This window comes from Streptococcus mitis, assembly GCF_946190155.1.
GTDB classification, from domain to species: domain Bacteria; phylum Bacillota; class Bacilli; order Lactobacillales; family Streptococcaceae; genus Streptococcus; species Streptococcus mitis_CL.
Genome location: NZ_CAMHZL010000002.1, coordinates 106,438 through 129,245 on the forward strand (window position 1 = coordinate 106,438; position 22,808 = coordinate 129,245).

The 22,808-nt window shown below is 41.2% G+C and carries 20 protein-coding genes, 1 tRNA gene and 1 other RNA gene; 18 read left to right on the forward strand and 4 right to left on the reverse strand.

Annotated elements, in window-relative coordinates; translation table 11 throughout:
- Positions 1-26 precede the first annotated feature (26 nt).
- Both ssrA and N8O80_RS02415 read left to right on the forward strand, forming a co-directional pair.
- Positions 27-374: a transfer-messenger RNA gene (gene ssrA / locus N8O80_RS02410) on the forward strand.
- A gap of 295 nt (positions 375-669) precedes the next feature.
- Complete coding sequence (locus tag N8O80_RS02415) at positions 670-2,004, forward strand: Nramp family divalent metal transporter (protein WP_004260041.1); 1,335 nt, start codon at positions 670-672, stop codon at positions 2,002-2,004.
- 78 nt (positions 2,005-2,082) lie between these two features.
- On the opposite strand, the gene N8O80_RS02420 is transcribed toward N8O80_RS02415, so the two are convergent.
- Positions 2,083-2,170 (reverse strand) — tRNA-Ser (locus N8O80_RS02420).
- 161 nt (positions 2,171-2,331) lie between these two features.
- On the opposite strand from N8O80_RS02420, the gene N8O80_RS02425 reads away from it, so the two are divergent.
- The 4 genes from N8O80_RS02425 (at position 2,332) to N8O80_RS02440 (ending at position 8,321) form a co-directional block, all read left to right on the forward strand.
- Positions 2,332-3,072 carry a DeoR/GlpR family DNA-binding transcription regulator gene (locus tag N8O80_RS02425; protein WP_000920654.1) on the forward strand — a complete coding sequence of 247 codons (741 nt, stop codon included), beginning with the start codon at positions 2,332-2,334 and terminating at the stop codon, positions 3,070-3,072.
- Positions 3,069-3,980, forward strand: coding sequence for a 1-phosphofructokinase (gene pfkB, locus N8O80_RS02430; protein WP_261026724.1), 912 nt, complete (start codon positions 3,069-3,071; stop codon positions 3,978-3,980). Before N8O80_RS02425 ends, pfkB begins: the two co-directional genes overlap by 4 nt.
- Positions 3,977-5,929 carry a fructose-specific PTS transporter subunit EIIC gene (locus N8O80_RS02435; protein WP_261026726.1) on the forward strand — a complete coding sequence of 651 codons (1,953 nt, stop codon included), beginning with the start codon at positions 3,977-3,979 and terminating at the stop codon, positions 5,927-5,929. The genes pfkB and N8O80_RS02435 overlap by 4 nt, the downstream gene beginning before the upstream one ends.
- Before the next feature lie 88 nt (positions 5,930-6,017).
- Entirely contained in the window at positions 6,018-8,321 is a 2,304-nt protein-coding gene (locus N8O80_RS02440; RefSeq protein ID WP_314732568.1) for a DNA translocase FtsK, read from the forward strand.
- A 43-nt stretch (positions 8,322-8,364) separates the two neighbouring features.
- On the opposite strand, the gene N8O80_RS02445 is transcribed toward N8O80_RS02440, so the two are convergent.
- The gene (locus N8O80_RS02445; RefSeq protein WP_261026730.1) at positions 8,365-8,793 is read right to left on the reverse strand and encodes a DUF6556 family protein; all 429 of its coding nucleotides are present in this window, start codon (positions 8,791-8,793) and stop codon (positions 8,365-8,367) included.
- Between the two features lie 138 nt (positions 8,794-8,931).
- Between N8O80_RS02445 and N8O80_RS02450 the strand changes: the two genes are divergently transcribed.
- The 10 genes from N8O80_RS02450 to N8O80_RS02495 all read left to right on the forward strand — a co-directional run bounded on the left by N8O80_RS02450 (position 8,932) and on the right by N8O80_RS02495 (position 18,859).
- Positions 8,932-10,074, forward strand: coding sequence for a cysteine desulfurase family protein (locus N8O80_RS02450; protein ID WP_261026731.1), 1,143 nt, complete (start codon positions 8,932-8,934; stop codon positions 10,072-10,074).
- Between the two features lie 8 nt (positions 10,075-10,082).
- A complete protein-coding gene (thiI, locus tag N8O80_RS02455) occupies positions 10,083-11,297 on the forward strand; it encodes a tRNA uracil 4-sulfurtransferase ThiI (RefSeq protein ID WP_203180464.1) in 1,215 nt (404 codons plus the stop codon).
- Between the two features lie 136 nt (positions 11,298-11,433).
- A complete protein-coding gene (locus tag N8O80_RS02460; protein ID WP_049499460.1) occupies positions 11,434-12,258 on the forward strand; it encodes an alpha/beta hydrolase in 825 nt (274 codons plus the stop codon).
- A 20-nt stretch (positions 12,259-12,278) separates the two neighbouring features.
- Positions 12,279-13,019, forward strand: a complete 741-nt coding sequence (locus N8O80_RS02465; protein WP_000546817.1) for an esterase family protein — start codon at positions 12,279-12,281, stop codon at positions 13,017-13,019.
- A 12-nt stretch (positions 13,020-13,031) separates the two neighbouring features.
- The gene (locus N8O80_RS02470) at positions 13,032-14,198 is read left to right on the forward strand and encodes an ATP-grasp domain-containing protein (RefSeq protein ID WP_261026736.1); all 1,167 of its coding nucleotides are present in this window, start codon (positions 13,032-13,034) and stop codon (positions 14,196-14,198) included.
- 158 nt (positions 14,199-14,356) lie between these two features.
- Positions 14,357-15,262 (forward strand): aquaglyceroporin Gla, encoded by a 906-nt coding sequence (gla, locus tag N8O80_RS02475; RefSeq protein WP_125386017.1) that lies wholly within the window; start codon positions 14,357-14,359, stop codon positions 15,260-15,262.
- Positions 15,263-15,385: 123 nt separating this feature from the next.
- Entirely contained in the window at positions 15,386-16,111 is a 726-nt protein-coding gene (locus N8O80_RS02480) for a CppA N-terminal domain-containing protein (protein ID WP_261026738.1), read from the forward strand.
- Positions 16,108-17,043 carry a serine hydrolase domain-containing protein gene (locus N8O80_RS02485; RefSeq protein WP_261026739.1) on the forward strand — a complete coding sequence of 312 codons (936 nt, stop codon included), beginning with the start codon at positions 16,108-16,110 and terminating at the stop codon, positions 17,041-17,043. The genes N8O80_RS02480 and N8O80_RS02485 overlap by 4 nt, the downstream gene beginning before the upstream one ends.
- A gap of 8 nt (positions 17,044-17,051) precedes the next feature.
- On the forward strand, positions 17,052-17,948 hold the full coding sequence (locus tag N8O80_RS02490; protein WP_419991862.1) for a DMT family transporter: 897 nt from the start codon (positions 17,052-17,054) through the stop codon (positions 17,946-17,948).
- A 152-nt stretch (positions 17,949-18,100) separates the two neighbouring features.
- Positions 18,101-18,859: a CPBP family intramembrane glutamic endopeptidase gene (locus N8O80_RS02495; protein ID WP_201058186.1), complete on the forward strand. Its 759-nt coding sequence runs from the start codon at positions 18,101-18,103 to the stop codon at positions 18,857-18,859.
- 52 nt (positions 18,860-18,911) lie between these two features.
- Here N8O80_RS02495 and N8O80_RS02500 read toward each other — a convergent pair whose 3' ends face one another.
- On the reverse strand, positions 18,912-20,195 hold the full coding sequence (locus N8O80_RS02500) for a uracil-xanthine permease family protein (RefSeq protein ID WP_185756763.1): 1,284 nt from the start codon (positions 20,193-20,195) through the stop codon (positions 18,912-18,914).
- 301 nt (positions 20,196-20,496) lie between these two features.
- Positions 20,497-21,210, reverse strand: coding sequence for a 16S rRNA (guanine(527)-N(7))-methyltransferase RsmG (rsmG, locus tag N8O80_RS02505; RefSeq protein WP_261026742.1), 714 nt, complete (start codon positions 21,208-21,210; stop codon positions 20,497-20,499).
- Positions 21,211-21,303: 93 nt separating this feature from the next.
- Here rsmG and N8O80_RS02510 point away from each other — a divergent pair, with 93 nt between their 5' ends.
- Positions 21,304-21,864 (forward strand): LemA family protein, encoded by a 561-nt coding sequence (locus N8O80_RS02510; RefSeq protein ID WP_000219833.1) that lies wholly within the window; start codon positions 21,304-21,306, stop codon positions 21,862-21,864.
- 1 nt (position 21,865) lies between these two features.
- The gene (gene htpX, locus N8O80_RS02515) at positions 21,866-22,765 is read left to right on the forward strand and encodes a zinc metalloprotease HtpX (protein WP_261026747.1); all 900 of its coding nucleotides are present in this window, start codon (positions 21,866-21,868) and stop codon (positions 22,763-22,765) included.
- Positions 22,766-22,808 lie beyond the last annotated feature (43 nt).

Genomic DNA, 22,808 nt, shown 5'->3' on the forward strand with positions numbered 1-22,808 from the left:
AAGGTATAATGGTTTTACTGTCTTTTGGGGTCGTTACGGATTCGACAGGCATTATGAGGCATATTTTGCGACTCGTGTGGCGACGTAAACGCTCAGTTAAATGTAACTGCAAAAAATAACACTTCTTACGCTCTAGCTGCCTAAAAACCAGCAGGCGTGACCCGATTTGGATTGCTCGTGTTCAATGACAGGTCTTATTATTAGCGAGATACGATCAAGTCTTGTCTAGCGGCTTGATAAGAGATTGATAGACTCGCAGTTTCTAGGCTTGAGTTATGTGTCGAGGGACTGTTAAACGAATACATAACCTATGGTTGTAGACAAATATGTTGGCAGGTGTTTGGACGTGGGTTCGACTCCCACCGGCTCCATTATTCCTTGGTAAAACGTTGTTAAATCAACGTTTTTTATTTTTGTCTTTGGTATTCCTTGGTATTCTTTTGTAAAAAAAGGATACAACATTTTGTTGTATCCTAAATATTAAATCAAGTCCTGAATTTTCTTAAGTTTTTATCATATTTTCTGTTATAATTAAGGTGCCTTAAGAAAAATAATGAAAAAACTAAATGTTTTTCATATAGTTTTCATTGTTTTAATAGTTTAAAGTCAATCTTATTTTTCTCTAATAGAAAATAATGAAAAAATAGGTTTAGAAAGAGGTAAGTATCTATGTCTTCTCATAAAAAAGTGTCACTCTCTGAGATTAATCAATCTATCGATACTCCAAATAACAATCATTTCTGGCAAAATTTAAAGGCCTTTTTAGGTCCGGGTGCTCTTGTCGCAGTTGGTTATATGGATCCAGGAAACTGGATTACCAGTGTAGTCGGTGGTGCTTCCTATAAGTATAGTCTCTTGTTTGTTATCTTGATTTCATCTCTCATTGCCATGCAACTTCAGCAGATGGCAGGAAAGCTTGGTATTGTAACCCAGATGGACCTGGCTCAAGCAACGGCTCATCATTCACCTAAATGGCTTCGTTATAGTCTATGGGTGATTTTAGAATTAGCCTTGATGGCGACAGATCTGGCAGAAGTTCTAGGTTCAGCGATTGCTCTCAATCTTCTCTTTAAGATTCCGATTATGATAGCAATTCTCTTGACCGTGTTGGATGTTTTTCTCTTATTGCTTCTGATGAAATTTGGCTTTAAGAAAATTGAAGCTATTGTGACAACACTGATTTTAACCATTCTAGCAATTTTTACCTATCTGGTAGCTTTGTCACATCCAAGCTTCCAAGGAATCGTTGAGGGTTATCTACCGAATGCAACCTTATTTGAAAGTCCCTTGCCAGGGCATGAAAGTCAATTAACCTTGGCACTAGGGATCGTGGGAGCAACGGTTATGCCCCATAACCTCTATTTGCATTCTTCCTTGTCTCAAACTCGGAAAATCAATCACAAGGACAAGAATGATGTTCGAAAAGCCGTGCGCTTTATGACCTGGGATTCAAATCTCCAATTATCCTTGGCCTTTGTGGTTAACTCCCTTCTATTAATTCTCGGGGCGGCTCTCTTTTTCGGCCATGCATCTGAGATTTCTGCCTTCTCTCAAATGTATAATGCCTTGCAGGATTCTACTATTGCAGGAGCTATAGCTAGCTCGACCTTATCAACCTTGTTTGCCTTGGCTTTATTAGCCAGTGGTCAAAATTCGACGATTACGGGTACCTTGACTGGACAAATCGTTATGGAAGGTTTCTTGCATATGAGATTACCTCAATGGTTCATTCGTTTGGCAACTCGTCTCTTTGCCTTGTTGCCTGTCATGATTGTAGCGGTTCTGTTTGGTCATCAGGAAAAAACATTGGATCAGTTATTGGTTTATTCACAAGTCTTTCTTTCGATTGCTCTTCCATTTTCAATCTTCCCACTGATTTATCTAACTTCTAAGAAATCACTGATGGGAGAATTTACCAATGCCAAATGGAATACCATCCTTGGCTATATCGTTTCCATTATCTTAACAATTCTCAATGTGAAATTGTTATTTGATATTTTCTAAGAAATTCACCCGAGTTATAAAACAAGCATATAAGAAAAAAGATACCCAAGATTTCTTGGGTATCTTTTTTAAAATAAACGGAAGACATGGGATTCGAACCCACGCACGCTGTTACACGCCTACCGCGTTTCCAACACGGCCTCTTAAGCCTCTTGAGTAATCTTCCAATACTTACTCAAATAGTCTACCATAAAGGCTCCTATCTTGCAATAAAAATTCTGGAAATAAGAAAAATGATAGATATTGAAAGAAAATGACAAAAAATGCTTGACTTTGAAAGAAGGTGTGATAGAATGAATAGTGTAAACGATAACAGGAGGTGATTCAGTGTTAAAAACAGAGCGGAAACAACTGATTTTAGAGGAGTTAAATCAACATCATGTAGTTTCTCTAGAAAAATTAGTTAGTTTGCTAGAGACCTCAGAATCAACGGTTCGAAGAGACTTGGATGAGTTGGAAGCGGAAAACAAGCTTCGTCGCGTGCATGGTGGAGCAGAATTGCCCCATTCCTTGCAGGAAGAAGAAACCATTCAAGAAAAATCGGTCAAAAACCTTCAAGAGAAGAAGTTGTTGGCTCAGAAAGCAGCCTCTCTCATTAAGGAACAAGATGTCATCTTTATCGATGCAGGAACAACAACTGCTTTTTTGATTCATGAATTGGTCAATAAGAATGTTACGGTCGTGACCAACTCGATTCACCATGCTGCTCAGTTGGTTGAAAAGCAGATTCCAACTGTCATGGTTGGAGGTAGTGTCAAGATGGCGACGGATGCTAGCATCGGGGGCGTTGCTCTTAACCAGATTAACCAATTGCACTTTGACCGTGCCTTTATCGGGATGAATGGTGTGGACGATGGTTATTATACGACTCCTGATATGGAAGAGGGAGCTGTGAAGCGTGCTATTTTGGAGAATGCTAAACAGACCTACGTCTTAGTGGATTCATCAAAAATTGGACAAACTTGCTTTGCTAAGGTAGCACCACTCAAACGAGCTATTGTTATCACAAGTCAAGGGCATGAGCTCTTGCAGGCTATTAAGGAGAAAACGGAGGTAATAGAAGTATGATTTATACAGTCACACTCAATCCATCCATTGATTATATCGTTCGTTTGGACCAAGTCCAAGTCGGTAGTGTCAATCGAATGGATAGTGATGATAAGTTTGCTGGTGGGAAAGGAATCAATGTCAGTCGTGTCTTGAAACGTTTGGATATTCCAAATACAGCGACGGGATTTATCGGAGGTTTTACTGGTAAATTTATCACAGACACTTTGGCTGAAGAGCAAATTGAAACGCGTTTTGTCCAAGTGGCAGAAGATACTCGTATCAATGTTAAGATTAAAGCGGACCAAGAAACAGAAATCAACGGAACTGGGCCTACTGTTGAGCTCGAACAACTTGAAGAGTTGAAAGCTATTCTTTCAAGTCTAACCGCAGAAGATACAGTAGTCTTTGCAGGTTCAAGCGCTAAAAACCTAGGAAATGTTATCTACAAGGATTTGATTGCCTTGACACGTCAGACGGGTGCGCAAGTGGTTTGTGACTTTGAAGGACAGACCTTAATTGATAGTTTAGACTACCAGCCACTTTTGGTCAAACCAAACAATCATGAACTTGGAGCGATTTTTGGGATTAAACTCGAAAGCTTAGATGAAATCGAGAACTATGCTCGTGAGCTACTAGCTAAAGGTGCTCAAAACGTCATTATCTCTATGGCTGGTGACGGTGCCCTTCTTGTCACATATGAGGGAGCTTACTTTGCTAAAACAATCAAAGGGACAGTCAAAAATTCAGTTGGTGCTGGTGATTCTATGGTTGCCGGATTCACAGGTGAATTTGTCAAATCAAAAGACGCAGTAGAAGCCTTCAAATGGGGAGTGGCTTGTGGAACGGCAACGACCTTCTCAGATGACTTGGCAACAGCAGAATTTATTAAAGAAACATATGAAAAAGTTGAGGTAGAAAAACGATGAAAATTCAAGACCTATTGAGAAAAGATGTCATGTTGCTGGATTTGCAGGCAACTGAAAAAACAGCTGTCATCGACGAGATGATTAAAAGTTTGACAGACCACGGTTATGTGACAGATTTTGAAACATTTAAAGAAGGAATTTTAGCGCGTGAAGCTTTGACTTCTACTGGTTTAGGAGACGGTATCGCTATGCCTCACAGCAAAAACGCTGCTGTCAAAGAAGCGACAGTTCTCTTTGCTAAGTCAAATAAGGGTGTTGATTATGAGAGCTTGGATGGGCAAGCAACTGACCTCTTCTTTATGATTGCAGCTCCAGAAGGTGCCAATGACACTCACTTGGCAGCCTTGGCAGAATTGTCTCAATACTTGATGAAAGACGGTTTTGCTGACAAACTTCGTCAAGCAACATCAGCTGACCAAGTTATCGAACTTTTTGACCAAGCTTCAGAAAAAACTGAAGAGCCTGTTCAAGTACCTGCTAATGAAACTGGTGACTTTATCGTAGCTGTTACAGCTTGTACAACAGGGATTGCCCACACTTACATGGCCCAAGAAGCCCTTCAAAAAGTGGCTGCTGAAATGGGGGTTGGTATCAAGGTCGAAACCAACGGTGCTAGCGGTGTTGGTAACCAACTAACTGCTGAAGACATCCGTAAGGCTAAAGCTGTTATCATCGCAGCAGATAAGGCTGTAGAAATGGATCGTTTCGATGGCAAACCATTGATCAATCGTCCAGTTGCTGACGGAATCCGTAAAACAGAAGAATTGATTAACTTGGCTCTTTCAGGAGATGCTGAAGTCTACCGTGCTGCTAATGGAGCCAAAGCTGCAACAGCCTCTAACGAAAAACAAAGCCTTGGTGGTGCCTTCTACAAACACTTGATGAGTGGTGTATCCCAAATGTTGCCATTTGTTATTGGCGGTGGTATCATGATTGCCCTTGCCTTCTTGATTGACGGTGCTTTGGGTGTTCCAAATGAAAATCTTGGTAATCTTGGTTCCTACCATGAGCTAGCTTCGATGTTCATGAAAATTGGTGGAGCTGCCTTTGGCTTGATGCTTCCAGTTTTTGCAGGATATGTTGCCTACTCTATCGCTGAAAAACCAGGTTTGGTTGCAGGTTTCGTGGCTGGTGCTATTGCCAAAGAAGGTTTTGCCTTTGGTAAAATTCCTTATGCCGCAGGTGGTGAAGCAACTTCAACTCTTGCAGGCGTCTCATCTGGTTTCCTAGGTGCTCTTGTTGGTGGATTTATCGCAGGTGCTTTGGTTCTTGCTATCAAGAAATACGTTAAAGTTCCTCGTTCACTTGAAGGTGCTAAATCAATTCTCATCTTGCCACTTCTTGGAACTATTTTGACAGGATTTGTTATGCTGGCAGTTAACATTCCAATGGCGGCAATCAACACTGCTATGAATGACTTCCTTGGTGGTCTTGGAGGAGGATCAGCTGTTCTTCTTGGTATCGTCCTTGGTGGAATGATGGCTGTTGACATGGGTGGACCAGTTAACAAAGCGGCCTATGTCTTTGGTACAGGTACGCTTGCAGCGACTGTTTCTTCAGGAGGTTCTGTAGCCATGGCAGCAGTTATGGCTGGAGGAATGGTACCACCACTTGCCATCTTTGTCGCAACTCTTCTTTTCAAAGATAAATTTACTAAGGAAGAACGCAACTCTGGTTTGACAAACATCATCATGGGCTTATCATTTATCACTGAGGGAGCGATTCCATTTGGTGCCGCTGACCCAGCTCGTGCTATCCCAAGCTTTATCCTTGGTTCAGCAGTAGCAGGTGGCCTCGTTGGTCTTACTGGTATCAAACTCATGGCACCACACGGAGGAATCTTCGTTATCGCCCTTACTTCAAATGCTCTTCTTTACCTCGTTGCTGTCTTGGTAGGAGCAATCGTAAGTGGTGTGGTCTATGGTTACCTACGCAAACCCCAAGCATAAAACTTAGATAAAAAATGAAAAGATTGTACCGTTTGGTGCAGTCTTTTTCTCTTTCCGAAATGTCTGTGAAATATGGTATAATAGAAGAATGGCAAACAAGAATACAAGTAAAACAAGACGGAGACCGTCTAAAGCAGAACTCGAAAGAAAAGAAGCGATTCAACGAATGTTGATTTCGTTGGGAATCGCGCTTTTATTGATTTTCGCAGCCTTCAAATTAGGGGCTGCAGGTATCACCCTTTACAATTTAATACGCTTGCTGGTGGGTAGCCTAGCTTATCTGGCAATATTTGGTATCCTGCTCTACCTCTTCTTTTTCAAGTGGATCCGAAAACAGGAAGGGCTCCTATCTGGCTTTTTCACCATATTTGCAGGTTTACTCTTGATTTTTGAGGCCTACTTAGTTTGGAAATATGGTTTGGACAAGTCGGTATTAAAAGGGACCATGGCTCAGGTTGTGACGGATTTGACTGGTTTTCGAACGACCAGTTTTGCTGGAGGAGGCTTGATTGGGGTCGCTCTTTATATGCCAATTGCCTTTCTCTTTTCAAATGTCGGCACTTACTTTATTGGTTCTATCTTGATTTTAGCTGGAGCCCTCCTAGTCAGTCCTTGGTCTGTTTACGATATTGCTGAATTCTTCAGTAGAGGCTTTGCCAAATGGCGGGAAGGGCATGAGCGTCGAAAAGAGGAACGCTTTGTCAAACAAGAAGAAAAAGCTCGTCAAAAAGCTGAGGAAGAAGCTAGATTAGAAAAAGAAGCAGCTGAGAAAGCCTTGCTCGATTTGCCTCCTGTTGATATGGAAACAGGTGAAATTTTGACAGAAGATGTTGTACTTGACGTTCCACCTTTTCCAGATGAAGAGTGGGTAGAACCAGAAATCATCCTTCCTCAACCTGAACTTGAATTCCCTGAACAGGAAGATGGCTCTGATGATGAAGACGTACAGGTCGATTTTTCTGCTAAGGAGGCCCTTGAATACAAACTTCCAAGCTTACAACTCTTTGCCCCAGATAAACCCAAGGACCAGTCTAAAGAAAAGAAAATCGTCCGAGAAAACATCAAAATCCTAGAAGAAACCTTTGCTAGCTTCGGTATCAAGGTAACAGTTGAACGGGCCGAAATTGGGCCATCAGTGACCAAGTATGAAGTCAAGCCAGCAGTGGGTGTAAGGGTCAACCGCATCTCCAATCTCGCAGATGACCTCGCTCTAGCCTTGGCGGCCAAGGATGTCCGGATTGAAGCACCTATCCCAGGGAAATCCCTAGTCGGAATCGAAGTACCCAACTCTGAGATTGCGACTGTATCTTTCCGCGAACTATGGGAACAATCTCAAACAAAAGCAGAAAATCTCTTGGAAATTCCTTTAGGAAAGGCTGTTAATGGCACCGCAAGAGCTTTTGACCTTTCTAAAATGCCCCACTTGCTAGTTGCAGGTTCAACGGGTTCAGGGAAGTCAGTAGCGGTTAACGGCATTATCGCTAGCATTCTGATGAAAGCAAGACCCGACCAGGTCAAGTTTATGATGGTGGACCCTAAGATGGTTGAGTTGTCTGTTTACAATGATATTCCCCACCTCTTGATTCCAGTTGTGACTAATCCACGCAAGGCCAGCAAGGCCCTGCAAAAGGTTGTGGATGAAATGGAAAACCGTTATGAACTCTTTGCCAAGGTGGGAGTTCGTAACATTGCAGGCTTTAATGCCAAGGTAGAAGAGTTTAATGACCAGTCCGAATACAAGCAGATTCCACTGCCACTTATTGTTGTGATTGTGGATGAGTTGGCTGACCTCATGATGGTAGCCAGCAAGGAAGTGGAAGATGCTATCATTCGTCTCGGACAGAAGGCGCGTGCTGCAGGTATCCACATGATTCTTGCAACCCAGCGCCCATCCGTTGATGTCATTTCTGGTCTGATCAAGGCCAATGTTCCTTCTCGTGTCGCTTTCGCAGTTTCATCAGGAACAGATTCCCGTACGATTTTGGATGAAAATGGAGCGGAAAAACTGCTTGGTCGAGGTGACATGCTCTTTAAACCGATTGATGAAAACCACCCAGTTCGTCTCCAAGGCTCCTTTATCTCGGATGATGATGTCGAGCGCATTGTGAACTTCATCAAGGCTCAGGCAGATGCGGACTACGATGAGAGTTTTGATCCAGGTGAGGTTTCTGAGAATGAAGGAGAATTTTCAGATGGTGATTCTGGTGGAGATCCGCTTTTTGAAGAAGCCAAGGCTCTAGTCATTGAGACCCAGAAAGCCAGCGCATCTATGATTCAGCGTCGTTTATCAGTTGGATTTAACCGTGCGACCCGTCTCATGGAAGAGCTTGAGATGGCAGGTGTCATTGGTCCAGCTGAAGGTACCAAACCAAGAAAAGTATTGCAACAATAAAAAATAGCTTCTTTCCAAGTTTGGAAGGAGGCTATTTTAGTGATTATTGATTAGTTTTATTTTCCGAAGTTGGGGTATTGGACTGTTTTTCATTTTCAGTAGTAGGTTTACTTGTTGCAGGTGTAGTAGAGTCTTGAGTTGCTGCTTTCTGCTCTTCTTTTTTCTCTTCCTTGACGCCGGATTTTGGTGTTTCTTCTTGTTGTGGTTTTTCTTGAGAAGTGTTATTTTCCTTATTAGGACTAGTGTTTTCCTGAGGGGATTCCTTTTGAATTTCTTTGACAATTGTTGTCGTCTGGCTTGTCGTAGGTTCTTTTTTAGTATTTTTGTTATTATCCAAGGCGTTCATGATAGTGATACTTGCGGTAATTAAGCCGAGAATACTACCGATAGTAGCAACGGTTTTTTGAAAGACCGTAAAGCCTTTTTTGATGTGTTCTGTTTTTGGTTTTGAAGTTCTACGATAATTAGACATACATTCTCTCCTTTAATTAAAATTTATTATACCGCATTTCTTTAAAAAAATCTTAAAAAAAGAGGAATTGCCCTTTCTTGTCGCAAGCTCCGTTTCATGATACAATAGAAGAAGTGATTTTAGAAAGCGTGAGAAAACATGATTTACTTTGATAATTCGGCGACGACCAAGCCTTATCCTGAAGCCCTTGAAACTTATATGCAGGTGGCTTCAAAAATTTTAGGAAATCCATCTAGTCTTCATCGTTTAGGGGACCAGGCAACACGAATCTTAGATGCTTCTCGCCAACAGATTGCAGATTTAATCGGTAAGAAAAGTGATGAAATCTTCTTTACTTCTGGTGGGACAGAAGGAGATAACTGGGTCATCAAGGGTGTGGCCTTTGAAAAAGCCCAGTTTGGCAAGCACATCATCGTATCAGCCATTGAACATCCAGCAGTCAAAGAGTCAGCCCTCTGGTTGAAAAGTCAGGGATTTGAAGTGGATTTTGCTCCAGTTGATGAGAAAGGATTTGTGGATGTTGAGGCGCTAGCAGATTTGATACGACCTGATACGACCCTCGTTTCAATCATGGCAGTTAACAATGAAATCGGCTCTGTTCAGCCCATTGAGGCTATTTCAGAACTGTTGGCAGACAAGCCGACTATTTCCTTCCATGTTGATGCGGTTCAGGCACTTGCCAAGATTACGACTGAAAAATATTTGACAGAACGAGTGGATTTTGCAACTTTCTCTAGCCACAAGTTTCACGGAGTTCGTGGTGTTGGTTTTGTCTATATCAAGTCTGGCAAGAAGATTACGCCTCTTTTAACAGGTGGTGGTCAGGAACGTGATTACCGTTCGACAACTGAAAATGTGGCAGGAATTGCAGCGACAGCCAAGGCTCTCCGTTTATCTATGGAAAAGCTAGATTTCTTTACAAGCAAGACTGGACAGATGAAGGCAGTGATTCGTCAAGCACTTTTTGACTATCCGGATATATTTGTCTTTTCAGATGAGGAAGACTTTGCCCCTCATATCCTGACTTTTGGAATCAAGGGTGTTCGTGGTGAAGTCATCGTTCACGCCTTTGAAGACTATGATATTTTCATCTCAACGACCTCTGCTTGTTCGTCCAAGGCTGGGAAACCTGCAGGCACCTTGATTGCCATGGGAGTGGACAAGGATAAGGCCCAGTCAGCTGTGCGTCTTAGCCTAGACCTTGAAAATGATATGAGTCAGGTCGAGCAGTTCTTGACCAAGTTAAAATTAATTTACAACCAAACAAGAAAAGTAAGATAGGAGCATTCATGCAGTATTCAGAAATTATGATTCGCTACGGTGAGCTGTCAACCAAGGGTAAAAACCGTATGCGTTTCATCAATAAACTTCGCAATAATATTTCAGACGTTTTGTCTATCTATCCCCAAGTTAAGGTAACGGCAGATCGTGACCGTGCCCACGCTTACCTCAATGGAGCAGATTATACAGCAGTAGCAGAATCGCTTAAACAAGTTTTTGGAATTCAAAACTTTTCCCCTGTTTATAAGGTTGAAAAATCTGTAGAAGTTCTGAAGTCTTCTGTCCAAGAGATTATGCAGGACATCTACAAGGATGGCATGACCTTTAAAATTTCTAGCAAGCGTAGCGACCACAACTTTGAGTTGGATAGTCGTGAACTCAATCAAACCCTTGGAGGTGCTGTTTTTGAAGCTATTCCAAATGTGCAAGCTCAAATGAAAAGTCCTGACATCAATCTTCAGGTGGAGATACGTGAAGAAGCAGCCTATCTTTCTTATGAAACCATTCGTGGGGCTGGTGGTTTGCCAGTTGGAACTTCAGGTAAAGGCATGCTCATGTTGTCAGGAGGAATCGATTCCCCTGTAGCTGGCTATCTAGCGCTTAAACGAGGGGTAGATATAGAGGCCGTTCACTTTGCCAGCCCACCTTATACTAGTCCAGGCGCTCTCAAGAAAGCCCAAGATTTGACCCGTAAATTGACCAAGTTTGGTGGAAATATCCAGTTTATCGAAGTTCCTTTTACAGAGATTCAAGAGGAAATCAAGGACAAAGCGCCCGAAGCTTACTTAATGACTCTAACTCGTCGCTTTATGATGCGGATTACAGATCGTATTCGTGAGGTACGAAATGGTTTAGTTATCATAAATGGGGAAAGCCTAGGTCAAGTAGCCAGCCAAACCTTGGAGAGCATGCAGGCTATCAATGCGGTTACCAACACTCCCATCATCCGTCCAGTTGTGACAATGGATAAGTTGGAAATTATTGACATTGCTCAGGAAATTGACACCTTTGAAATTTCTATCCAGCCTTTTGAAGACTGTTGTACCATTTTTGCGCCAGATCGTCCGAAAACAAATCCTAAGATTAAGAATGCGGAGCAGTACGAAGCGCGTATGGATGTTGAAGGATTAGTAGAGCGAGCTGTGGCTGGAATCATGATTACTGAGATTACACCGCAGGCTGAAAAAGATGAAGTGGATGACTTGATTGATAATTTGCTCTAATCAGAAAATCCAGAAGAATTTAGAAAAATAAATGAAAAAGTTAGTTTTTAATTCCAAAAATGGAAGCAAAACTAACTTTTTTTCTATAATTGTGATATAATAAAATAAAATTTTGAATATAGAGAGTTTTCTGACAATGAATCAATCCTACTTTTATTTAAAAATGAAAGAACACAAACTCAAGGTTCCTTATACAGGTAAGGAACGCCGTGTACGTGTTCTTCTGCCTAAAGATTATGAGAAAGACACGGATCGTTCCTATCCTGTTGTTTACTTTCATGACGGGCAAAATGTTTTTTATAGTAAAGAGTCCTTCATTGGCCATTCATGGAAGATTATCCCAGCTATTAAGCGTAATCCTGACATCAGTCGCATGATTGTCGTTGCCATTGACAATGATGGTATGGGGCGGATGAATGAGTATGCGGCTTGGAAGTTCCAAGAATCTCCTATCCCAGGGCAGCAGTTTGGTGGTAAGGGTGTGGAGTATGCCGAGTTTGTCATGGAGGTGGTCAAACCTTTTATCGATGAGACCTACCGTACCAAATCTGACCGCCAGCATACGGCTATGATTGGTTCCTCACTAGGCGGCAATATTACCCAGTTTATCGGTTTGGAATACCAAGACCAAATTGGCTGTTTAGGGGTCTTTTCATCTGCTAACTGGCTCCATCAAGAAGCCTTTAATCGCTATATTGAACGCAAGAAACTATCGTCTGACCAGCGTATCTTTATCTATGTTGGAACTGAAGAAGCAGATGATACGGACAAGACCCTGATGGCTGGTAATATCAAACAAGCCTATATCGATTCGTCTCTTCGGTATTACCATGATTTGATATCAGGTGGGGTGCACTTAGATAATCTTGTCTTGAAAGTTCAGTCTGGTGCCATCCATAGTGAAATCCCTTGGTCGGAGAATTTACCAGACTGTCTGAGATTTTTTGCAGAGAAATGGTAAGTTAGAAAAGGAGAAATCAAATGCATATTGAAAACCTTAGCCACTGGAGTGGCAATCTTAACCGTGAAATGTATCTTAATCGTTATGGACATGCTGGGATTCCAGTTGTGGTCTTTGCTTCATCAGGTGGTAGTCACAATGAATACTATGATTTTGGCATGATTGATGCTTGTGCTTCCTTTATCGAGGAAGGCCGTGTCCAGTTTTTTACCCTATCCAGTGTAGACAGTGAGAGCTGGTTGGCCACTTGGAAAAATGGTCACGACCAAGCAGAGATGCACCGTGCCTACGAGCGCTATGTGATTGAGGAGGCTATTCCTTTTATCAAGCATAAGACAGGTTGGTTTGATGGTATGATGACGACAGGTTGCTCGATGGGCGCCTACCATGCAGTCAACTTTTTTCTCCAACATCCAGATGTCTTTACCAAGGTGATTGCTCTTAGTGGTGTTTACGACGCACGTTTCTTTGTTGGCGATTACTACAATGACGATGCTATTTATCAAAACTCGCCAGTAGATTATATCTGGAATCAGAATGACGGCTGGTTTATTGACCGTTACCGTCAGGCAGAGATTGTGCTGTGTACGGGTCTTGGAGCCTGGGAACAAGACGGTCTACCATCTTTCTACAAGCTTAAAGAAGCCTTTGACCAGAAACAAATTCCAGCCTGGTTTGCTGAATGGGGACACGATGTCGCCCACGACTGGGAATGGTGGCGCAAACAAATGCCTTATTTCCTCGGCAATCTCTATTTATAAAAGGAGTGACCTATGAATTACCTTGTTATTTCTCCCTACTATCCACAAAACTTTCAACAGTTTACCATCGAACTAGCCAATAAAGGTATTACCGTCTTGGGAATTGGTCAAGAGCCTTACGAGCAATTGGATGAACCTTTACGTAATAGCCTGACAGAATATTTCCGTGTTGATAATCTTGAGAACACAGACGAAGTCAAACGTGCAGTTGCTTTTCTCTTTTATAAGCATGGCCCAATTGATCGCATCGAGTCTCATAATGAATATTGGCTAGAGCTGGACGCAACACTCAGAGAACAATTCAACGTTTTTGGTGCCAAACCAGAAGATCTTAAAAAGACTAAATACAAGTCTGAAATGAAGAAACTTTTCAAAAAAGCAGGTGTCCCTGTGGTACCTGGAGCTGTTATCAAGACGGAAGTAGATATTGATAAAGCTGTGAAAGAAATCGGCCTTCCAATGATTGCCAAACCTGATAATGGAGTGGGAGCGGCAGCCACCTTTAAGCTTGAGACAGAAGACGATATCAATCATTTCAAGCAAGAATGGGATCATTCAACTGTTTATTTCTTTGAGAAATTTGTCACCTCTAGCGAAATTTGTACCTTTGATGGTCTTGTGGACAAGGATGGTAAAATTGTCTTCTCAACAACCTTTGATTACGCCTATACACCGCTTGATCTGATGATTTACAAGATGGACAATTCCTACTATGTGCTCAAGGATATGGATCCTAAACTGCGTAAGTATGGGGAAGCGATTGTCAAGGAATTTGATATGAAAGAACGTTTCTTCCATATCGAGTTCTTCCGTGAAGGGGATGATTACATCGCCATCGAGTACAATAACCGCCCTGCAGGTGGTTTCACTATCGATGTTTATAATTTTGCTCATTCCTTGGACCTCTATCGTGGATATGCATCCATTGTCGCAGGAGAAGAGTTCCCAGCGTCAGACTTTGAACCTCAGTATTGTTTGGCTACATCACGTCGTGCAAATGCTCATTATGTCTATTCTGAGGAGGACTTGATTGCTAAATACAGCCAGCAGTTCAAGGTTAAAAAAATCATGCCAGCGGCCTTTGCGGAACTTCAAGGAGATTACCTTTATATGCTGACAACTCCGAGTCGACAAGAAATGGAGCAGATGATTGCAGATTTCGGACAACGTCAAGAATAAGAACTCTCGGATTAAGGAAATGGACTCCCTTAATCCTTTTGTTTTTTATAAGAAATAAAACCGCTTTCTCATATATTCTTTTATAAAACCTGTTGCTAAAAGATATAAAAATTGATAGAATAAGGATTGTCTAAAAAATTTTAAGGAGAATCTATCAAATGGATTTCACATGGGCAATTAAATATGCCACTGAATTTTTGGCCACTGCTATTTTGATCATTCTTGGAAATGGTGCAGTTGCCAACGTTGAACTTAAAGGTACGAAAGGTCACCAAAGTGGCTGGATCGTTATCGCTGTTGGTTATGGTATGGGGGTTATGATTCCAGCCTTGATGTTTGGTAACGTATCTGGTAACCACATTAACCCAGCCTTCACTCTTGGACTTGCGATCAGCGGTCTCTTCCCTTGGGCACAAGTTGCACCTTATATCATCGCACAAGTTTTGGGTGCTATCTTTGGTCAAGCCTTGGTTGTGGCAACACACCGCCCATACTACTTGAAAACTGAAAATCCAAACAACATCTTGGGTACTTTCTCAACCATTTCAAGTTTGGATAATGGTACAAAAGAAGCACGTTTCGCAGCAACTGTTAACGGTTTTGTAAACGAGTTTGTTGGTTCATTTGTTCTTTTCTTTGCAGCTCTTGGAATGACTAAAAACTTCTTTGGTGCTGAACTAGTATCAAAAGCACAAGCAGCTATCAATGCTCAAGTTGCTCAAGCAACTACTCAAGGTCAAACAATTCCTCAAGAGCAAGTAACAGCAGCACTTGACCAAGCTAAAGAACAAGTAGCACCATTTATGACATCTGGTCTTGGAATTGCTCACTTGGCACTTGGATTCCTTGTTATGGCCTTGGTAACATCACTTGGTGGCCCTACAGGACCTGCCTTGAACCCAGCCCGTGACTTGGGACCACGTCTCCTTCATGCTTTCCTTCCAAAATCAGTTCTTGGTGAGCACAAAGGTGATTCAAAATGGTGGTACTCTTGGGTACCAGTAGTAGCACCGATCGCAGCAGCAATTGCGGCAGTAGCTATCTTCAAATTCCTTTACCTATAAGAAATTGAGACCGAGGGAATCCTCGGTTTTTTAGATGAAATTTTACGAAAAATCGGTAAATTTGAGCATAATATCTTGTAAAAAATTCTAAAATCCTTTAAAATAAAAGAGTTGGAGGAGTTTATGAATGTAAATCAGATTGTACGGATTATTCCTACTTTAAAAGTAAATAATAGAAAATTAAATGAAACATTTTATATAGAGACCCTTGGTATGAAGGCCTTGTTAGAAGAGTCAGCCTTTCTGTCACTAGGTGATCAAACAGGTCTAGAAAAGCTGGTTTTAGAAGAAGCTCCAAGTATGCGTACTCGTAAGGTGGAGGGAAGAAAAAAATTAGCTAGATTAATTGTCAAGGTGGAAAATCCCTTAGAAATTGAAGGACTCTTATCTAAAACAGATTCGATTCATAAATTATATAAGGGGCAGAATGGCTACGCTTTTGAAATTTACTCTCCAGAAGATGATTTGGTTTTGATTCATGCGGAAGATGATAGAGAAAGTCTAGGAGAAGTAGAAGAAAAGCCTGAATTTCAAACAGACTTGGAATCAATTTCTTTAAGTAAATTTGAGATTTCTATGGAATTACATCTCCCAACTGATATCGAAAGTTACTTGGAATCATCTGAAGTTGGGACATCACTTGGTTTTATCCCAGCTGAGGGGCAGGATTTGACTGTGGACAATTCGGTTACTTGGGACTTATCTATGCTCAAGTTCCTGGTCAATGAACTAGATATAGAAAGTCTTCGCCAGAAGTTTGAGTCTACCGAATATTTTATTCCTAAGTCTGAAAAATTCTTCCTTGGTAAAGATAGAAATAATGTTGAATTGTGGTTTGAAGAAGTATGAAGTGGACCAAGATTATTAAAAAAATAGAAGAACAAATCGAGGCAGGGATTTATCCCGGAGCCTCTTTTGCGTATTTTAAGGACAATCAATGGACGGAGGTCTATTTAGGCTTGAGTGACCCAGAGCATGGCTTGCAGACTGAGGCAGGATTAGTTTACGACCTAGCCAGTGTCAGCAAGGTTGTTGGGGTTGGCACCGTTTTTACCTTCTTGTGGGATAAAGGTCAATTAGATATTGACAGACCAGTAACCGATTTTTTACCTGAGAGCGATTATCCAGACATCACTATTCGCCAGCTCTTAACCCATGCTACAAATCTTGATCCGTTTATTCCCAATCGTGATCTTTTAACTGCCTCAGAATTAAAAGAAGCGATGTTTCATCTCAACAGACGAAGTCAGCCAGCCTTTCTTTATTCAGATGTCCATTTTTTGCTGTTGGGCTCTATTTTAGAGAGAATTTTTGATCAAGACCTGGATGAGATTTTACAAGAACAAGTTTTTAAACCTTGGGGAATGACGGAAACTAAGTTTGGTCCTGTTGAGCTTGCTGTTCCAACAGTCAGAGGTGTGGAGGCAGGAATAGTGCATGATCCCAAGGCTCGTATCTTGGGCAGACATGCTGGTAGTGCTGGTTTATTTTCTACTGTAAAGGATTTACAAATCTTTTTAGAACACTATTTAGCAGATGATTTTGCAAGAGATTTGAGTCAAAATTTTTCTCCTTTGGATGACAAGGAACGTTCTTTGGCATGGAATTTGGAAGGAGATTGGTTAGACCATACGGGCTATACTGGTACCTTTATCATGTGGAATCGCCAGAAGCAAGAAGCGGCTATTTTCCTATCGAATCGTACCTATGAAAAGGATGAGAGGGCTCAGTGGATTGTAGATCGTAATCAAGTGATGGACTTGATTCGTAAAGAAGAGTAAGGAGAGACATGTCAAACAGTTTAAAAGGGACTTTACTAACAGTTGTGGCTGGGATTGCTTGGGGCTTGTCTGGAACGAGTGGTCAATACCTGATGGCGCACGGAATTTCGGCTCTGGTTTTGACCAACTTGCGTCTTTTAACCGCTGGTGGAATTCTCATGCTCTTGGCTTATGCCACTGCAAAGGATAAAATGCTGGCCTTTTTAAAGGACAGAAAAAGTTTGCTGTCTCTTCTCATTTTTGCTCTAATTGGCCTCTTCCTCAATCAATTTGCCTATCTAACTGCTATTCAGGAGACCAATGCAGGTACCGCGACAGTGCTTCAGTATGTTTGTCCTGTCGGGATTTTGATTTATAGCTGTATCAAGGATAAGGTGGCGCCGACACTGGGAGAGATTGTTTCCATCATATTAGCCATCGGAGGAACTTTCCTGATCGCCACTCATGGGCAGTTGGACCAGTTATCCATGACACCTGCAGGCCTGTTCTGGGGTCTCTTTTCTGCTCTGACTTACGCACTTTATATCATTTTGCCCATTGCCTTGATTAAGAAGTGGGGGAGTAGTTTGATCATTGGTGTGGGAATGGTCATAGCTGGTTTAGTCGCCCTTCCTTTTACAGGAGTTCTACAGACTGCTATTCCAACTAGTCTTGATTTTCTCCTCGCTTTTGCAGGCATTATTCTTATCGGAACTGTCTTTGCCTATACAGCCTTTCTAAAAGGATCCAGTCTGATAGGACCGGTCAAGTCAAGCTTGTTGGCTTCAATTGAGCCAATCTCGGCGGTTTTCTTTGCCTTCCTAATTATGAATGAACAATTTTATCCCATTGATTTTCTTGGTATGGCAATGATTTTAATTGCAGTCACTTTGATTTCGTTGAAGGATTTATTGTTAGAGAAATAAACAAAAAATGAAAGTAGATGATAACCACTCTTAAAGAGGGGTTATTTTTACTAATAAAAGCTTTTGAATCTAAATGAATTAATGAAATTTTATAAAAGTTTAAGCCTTTTTTCTTAAAATATTTATATGAGTATAGAATACCTGGAGAAAATATGAATATTTTAAAAAAAATACATCCATCTAAACCTCTAAAATACTTGAGATGGTTTGACATTGTGATTATTACGATCATAATGTTTGGTCAGTTTATAATTCGTTCAACCGAGCTATTTTTAGCAAATACGTTTCCAACGGGTGCATCAAGTACAGAAGGGACAGTTAGACAGGCTGCAAGCGAAGGTGCTGCTTATTTTAGTAATTTTACCCTGCAAACTATATTACTGGCTGTGACCTTACTCTATCTTTTGATTCGAAATTATGATTTTAAACAGCTTCCTATTCACTGGAATTGGTCCATTATCTTTTGGGTTCCATTTATATTTGCTTTAGTGGGATTGTTTGGAGACTTGGTTACAACTCTCACTGGTAAATATAATTACTTTAATCCAGACCTTTTTGCCTATATAGATTTCACGCAAATAATAGGGAAGTTCTTAGCTCTCAGCCCGATAGCGATTGCCTATGCCTTGCTAAATGGATTTTATGAAGAGTTTTTCTTTCTAGGTTTGTTAACTTCAGTGAAGGAAAAATACAAGTGGTTGGTTTTGCTTTATTCCACTATTATTCGTATTTCCTTCCACACCTATCAAGGATTAGTATGGGCTTTGGTAATCGGTGTAGTTTATGGCTTATTCTATTATTTCTTATACAAATATAAAATTAAAAATCTCCTTCCATTCTTTCTCATGCATGCTTTAGCAGATATGTTTGGTTCTAGCCTGATCTATCTATTGGTTGCTTGGGGGACTTAAAAATTAGAAAAGTCCACTCAGTTGTCTGAGCGGACTTTTTGTGTCAAGACGTTTAGTCTTTATTTTCGTATGGCAAGATTAAGTTCAAGATGATTCCTGTCATGGCTGATAGGGCAGTACCTGAAAGGGTAACTGGACCAAGTTTAAGGATAGCTCCTCCAAGTCCAAGTACCAACATAGCACTTGCGATGATTAGGTTACGCATTTGACTGAAGTCAACACGTTCTTTGATCAAGACTTTCAAACCGTTGCTGGCGATAACTCCATAGAGAAGGATTGACATACCACCAAGTACAGCATTTGGAATGGTTGAAATCAAGGCAGTGAATTTACCAAGGAAGCTAAGGGCAATCGCGATGAAGGCAGCGTTACGGATAACTGAGACAGAAGCGATACGAGTCATACCGATAACCCCTGTATTTTCTCCGTAAGTTGTATTGGCTGGTCCACCAAGGAAGGCAGAAACAGAAGTTGCGATACCGTCACCAAGAAGAGTACGGTGAAGACCTGGTTCTTTCAAGAATTGACGACCACAGATTTGACCTAAAACAGTATGGTCTCCGATATGTTCAGAAATTGTTACGATAGCGATTGGCAAGATAGCGATGGTTTCTGGACCAAAGTAAAGATTGTACTCTTTAAAGGCACCACCTGTACTAAATGGTAAGTAGAAACCAGGAATCTCGAACCAGTTAGCTTTAAGAACTGGTGTAAAATCAACCAAGCCAAGAGTTAGTGCGAAGAGGTAACCACCGATAATGGCAAATAGGAATGGAATGATTCGTAGGAAGCCTTTTCCCTTTGTATTGATAAAGGCAGCAATCAAGAAAGTAACAACGGCTACAAGAGCATTTTTCCAATTCCCGTCTGCTACAAGACCAGCATTGGTAACAGCTGAACCTGCAAGTCCAAGACCGATAACGATGATCATAGGTCCGATGATGATTGGTGGCAAGAGCTTATCAATCCATTTTGTACCCGCAAAACGAACACTTGCAGCCACAAGGACATAGACCAAACCAGTCAAGATAACCCCTGTTTGAGCAGCAGATACATCACCACCCATTTCTTTCATAGCAAGTGACATTGCTGTGATAAAGGCAAATGAAGAACCCAGATAAACTGGAACTTTAAAACCAGTTGAAATCATGTAGATGAGTGTTCCTACACCTGAAGCAAAAAGGGCAACAGATACAGGCATTCCCAAAATCAATGGTACCAAGATGGTCGCACCAAACATGGCGAAAACGTGTTGGAAACTAAGGAGAATTCCTTTTCCAGCCGAAGGACGTTGGTCAACGTCTAGTAACAAATCAACAGTTGATTCTTGTTTCATATAAACCTCACTTTTGGGCATCAAAAAAGAGCCCATTATTTTACAGCAATAGGCCCTCAGAGTAAGACTTCTCTAAAATCTAGATTTTAAAGAGTTTTAAATATTTCTGCGTCTTCGTCACCTCACGGGATGACATTAAAAACCTTTGCTTAGGATAGTATAGCAGAAAAAAATGATTTTGTAAATCATTTTTTCCCGAGCCCGAAAATAAGAGAGCGAGGTTGATTTTGTAAATCATTTTTTCCCGAGCCTAAAAATAAAAGAGCGAGGCTGACTTTGTAAATCATTTTTACTAAAAAAATTAAAGTGGGCGTTTATTGGGTATGCCAGCCTTACGTGGATATTTATTTGGTGTTTCTTTTTTCTTTTCCACCACTGTGATATAACGCGGATCTCCATTCGGTAGGGCGTAGCTGAGATTGTCTCCGACCTTACTAAAAAGGAGGTTGAGGGCATTCTTAGCTTCTAATAATTCTTCAGGCGCATTGCTGGCCTTGAGTGCCAATAGTTTTCCGCCAACTTTAAGGTAAGGAATTGTCAATTCAGATAAAACCTGCATGCGGGCAACCGCACGAGCTGTTACAAAATCATATTGAGCACGGAAGTTCTTGTCTTGGGCAAAATCTTCTGCACGACCGTGGTAGAAATGAACACTGTCCAAATCTAGTTCTTGAGCCAACAGTTGGAGGAAGTTGATACGCTTATTTAGAGAATCAATAATAGTCACATCAAGCTGAGGATAGAGAATTTTCATTGGTAGACTAGGAAATCCCGCCCCAGCTCCAATATCAAGAAGTTTGATAGTTTCATTGGGAATCAAACCTTGCAGAATAGGCGCAATCGAATCGTAAAAATGTTTGAGATAAACTTCTTCCTTGTCCGTAATAGCCGTCAAATTAATCTTTTCATTCCACTCGACCAAGAGTTCAAAATAACGTTCAAATTGTTCTTTCTGCTGGACCGAAAGTGGAAGATTTTGCTCGGCAAGCAGGTTGTAAAATGTTTCTGGTTTCATAGTTATTTCCTTCTTTAGTATCATCTTATTTTACCACAATCATTAAAAATTTGATATACTGGTACTAATCTAAAAGCAGAAAGGACTTATATCATGACTTGGATTATTCTTGGAGTTTTAGCTCTTATTGTTATTTTTGTGATTGTTAGCTATAACGGTTTGGTTAAGAATCGTATGCAAACAAAGGAGGCTTGGAGTCAGATTGATGTTCAGTTGAAACGTCGAAATGACCTCTTGCCAAACTTGATTGAGACTGTAAAAGGTTATGCCAAATATGAAGGTTCTACCCTTGAAAAGGTGGCAGAACTACGTAACCAAGTGGCAGCAGCGACTTCACCAGCAGAAGCTATGAAAGCTAGTGATGCCCTCACTCGTCAGGTTTCAGGTATTTTTGCAGTTGCAGAAAGCTATCCAGATTTGAAAGCTAGTGCAAACTTTGTTAAATTGCAAGAGGAGTTGACAAACACAGAAAATAAAATTTCTTACTCTCGTCAACTCTATAACAGTGTTGTCAGCAACTACAATGTAAAATTAGAAACTTTCCCAAGCAATATCATCGCTGGAATGTTTGGATTTAAAGCAGCAGATTTCCTTCAAACACCAGAAGAGGAAAAGGCAGTTCCTAAAGTTGATTTTAGCGGTTTAGGTGACTAAGATGTTGTTTGATCAAATTGCAAGCAATAAACGAAAAACGTGGATTTTGTTGCTGGTATTTTTCCTACTCTTAGCTCTGGTTGGCTATGCGGTTGGTTACCTCTTTATGAGGTCTGGGATTGGTGGTTTGGTTATCGCACTGATTATCGGCTTTATCTATGCCTTGTCCATGATTTTTCAATCGACAGAGATTGTCATGTCCATGAATGGAGCGCGTGAGGTGGATGAACAAACGGCACCAGACCTCTACCATGTAGTGGAAGATATGGCTATGGTGGCTCAGATTCCTATGCCTCGTGTTTTCATCATTGATGATCCAGCCTTAAATGCCTTTGCGACAGGTTCTAACCCTCAAAACGCAGCGGTTGCTGCGACGTCAGGTCTCCTAGCTATCATGAATCGTGAAGAACTAGAAGCTGTTATGGGACATGAAGTCAGTCATATTCGTAACTACGATATTCGCATTTCGACTATTGCTGTTGCCCTTGCTAGTGCTATCACCATGCTTTCTAGTATGGCAGGTCGTATGATGTGGTGGGGTGGAGCAGGTCGCAGACGAAGTGACGATGATCGAGATGGAAATGGTCTTGAAATCATTATGCTAGTGGTTTCCCTACTTGCTATTGTGCTAGCGCCTCTTGCTGCAACCTTGGTGCAACTAGCTATTTCTCGCCAGAGGGAATTCCTAGCTGATGCTTCCAGTGTCGAGTTGACGCGCAATCCTCAAGGGATGATTAATGCCCTACGTAAGCTGGATAATAGCGAGCCGATGCATCACCACGTTGATGATGCCAGCAGTGCACTTTATATCAATGATCCTAAGAAAGGTGGAGGGTTTCAAAAACTCTTTTATACCCACCCACCTATCTCAGAACGGATTGAACGTTTAAAACAGATGTAAAAAGAATCCAGAGGTCGTCTCTGGATTTTTACTATGTTGAAAA

Coding starts and splice junctions, on each gene's coding strand:
- N8O80_RS02415 (WP_004260041.1), top strand. CDS start 670: ATGTCTTCTCATAAAAAAGTGTCACTCTCTGAGATTAATCAATCTATC.
- pfkB (WP_261026724.1), top strand. CDS start 3,069: ATGATTTATACAGTCACACTCAATCCATCCATTGATTATATCGTTCGT.
- N8O80_RS02435 (WP_261026726.1), top strand. CDS start 3,977: ATGAAAATTCAAGACCTATTGAGAAAAGATGTCATGTTGCTGGATTTG.
- N8O80_RS02440 (WP_314732568.1), top strand. CDS start 6,018: ATGGCAAACAAGAATACAAGTAAAACAAGACGGAGACCGTCTAAAGCA.
- N8O80_RS02445 (WP_261026730.1), bottom strand. CDS start 8,793: ATGTCTAATTATCGTAGAACTTCAAAACCAAAAACAGAACACATCAAA.
- N8O80_RS02450 (WP_261026731.1), top strand. CDS start 8,932: ATGATTTACTTTGATAATTCGGCGACGACCAAGCCTTATCCTGAAGCC.
- thiI (WP_203180464.1), top strand. CDS start 10,083: ATGCAGTATTCAGAAATTATGATTCGCTACGGTGAGCTGTCAACCAAG.
- N8O80_RS02460 (WP_049499460.1), top strand. CDS start 11,434: ATGAATCAATCCTACTTTTATTTAAAAATGAAAGAACACAAACTCAAG.
- N8O80_RS02465 (WP_000546817.1), top strand. CDS start 12,279: ATGCATATTGAAAACCTTAGCCACTGGAGTGGCAATCTTAACCGTGAA.
- N8O80_RS02470 (WP_261026736.1), top strand. CDS start 13,032: ATGAATTACCTTGTTATTTCTCCCTACTATCCACAAAACTTTCAACAG.
- gla (WP_125386017.1), top strand. CDS start 14,357: ATGGATTTCACATGGGCAATTAAATATGCCACTGAATTTTTGGCCACT.
- N8O80_RS02480 (WP_261026738.1), top strand. CDS start 15,386: ATGAATGTAAATCAGATTGTACGGATTATTCCTACTTTAAAAGTAAAT.
- N8O80_RS02485 (WP_261026739.1), top strand. CDS start 16,108: ATGAAGTGGACCAAGATTATTAAAAAAATAGAAGAACAAATCGAGGCA.
- N8O80_RS02490 (WP_419991862.1), top strand. CDS start 17,052: ATGTCAAACAGTTTAAAAGGGACTTTACTAACAGTTGTGGCTGGGATT.
- N8O80_RS02495 (WP_201058186.1), top strand. CDS start 18,101: ATGAATATTTTAAAAAAAATACATCCATCTAAACCTCTAAAATACTTG.
- N8O80_RS02500 (WP_185756763.1), bottom strand. CDS start 20,195: ATGAAACAAGAATCAACTGTTGATTTGTTACTAGACGTTGACCAACGT.
- rsmG (WP_261026742.1), bottom strand. CDS start 21,210: ATGAAACCAGAAACATTTTACAACCTGCTTGCCGAGCAAAATCTTCCA.
- N8O80_RS02510 (WP_000219833.1), top strand. CDS start 21,304: ATGACTTGGATTATTCTTGGAGTTTTAGCTCTTATTGTTATTTTTGTG.
- htpX (WP_261026747.1), top strand. CDS start 21,866: ATGTTGTTTGATCAAATTGCAAGCAATAAACGAAAAACGTGGATTTTG.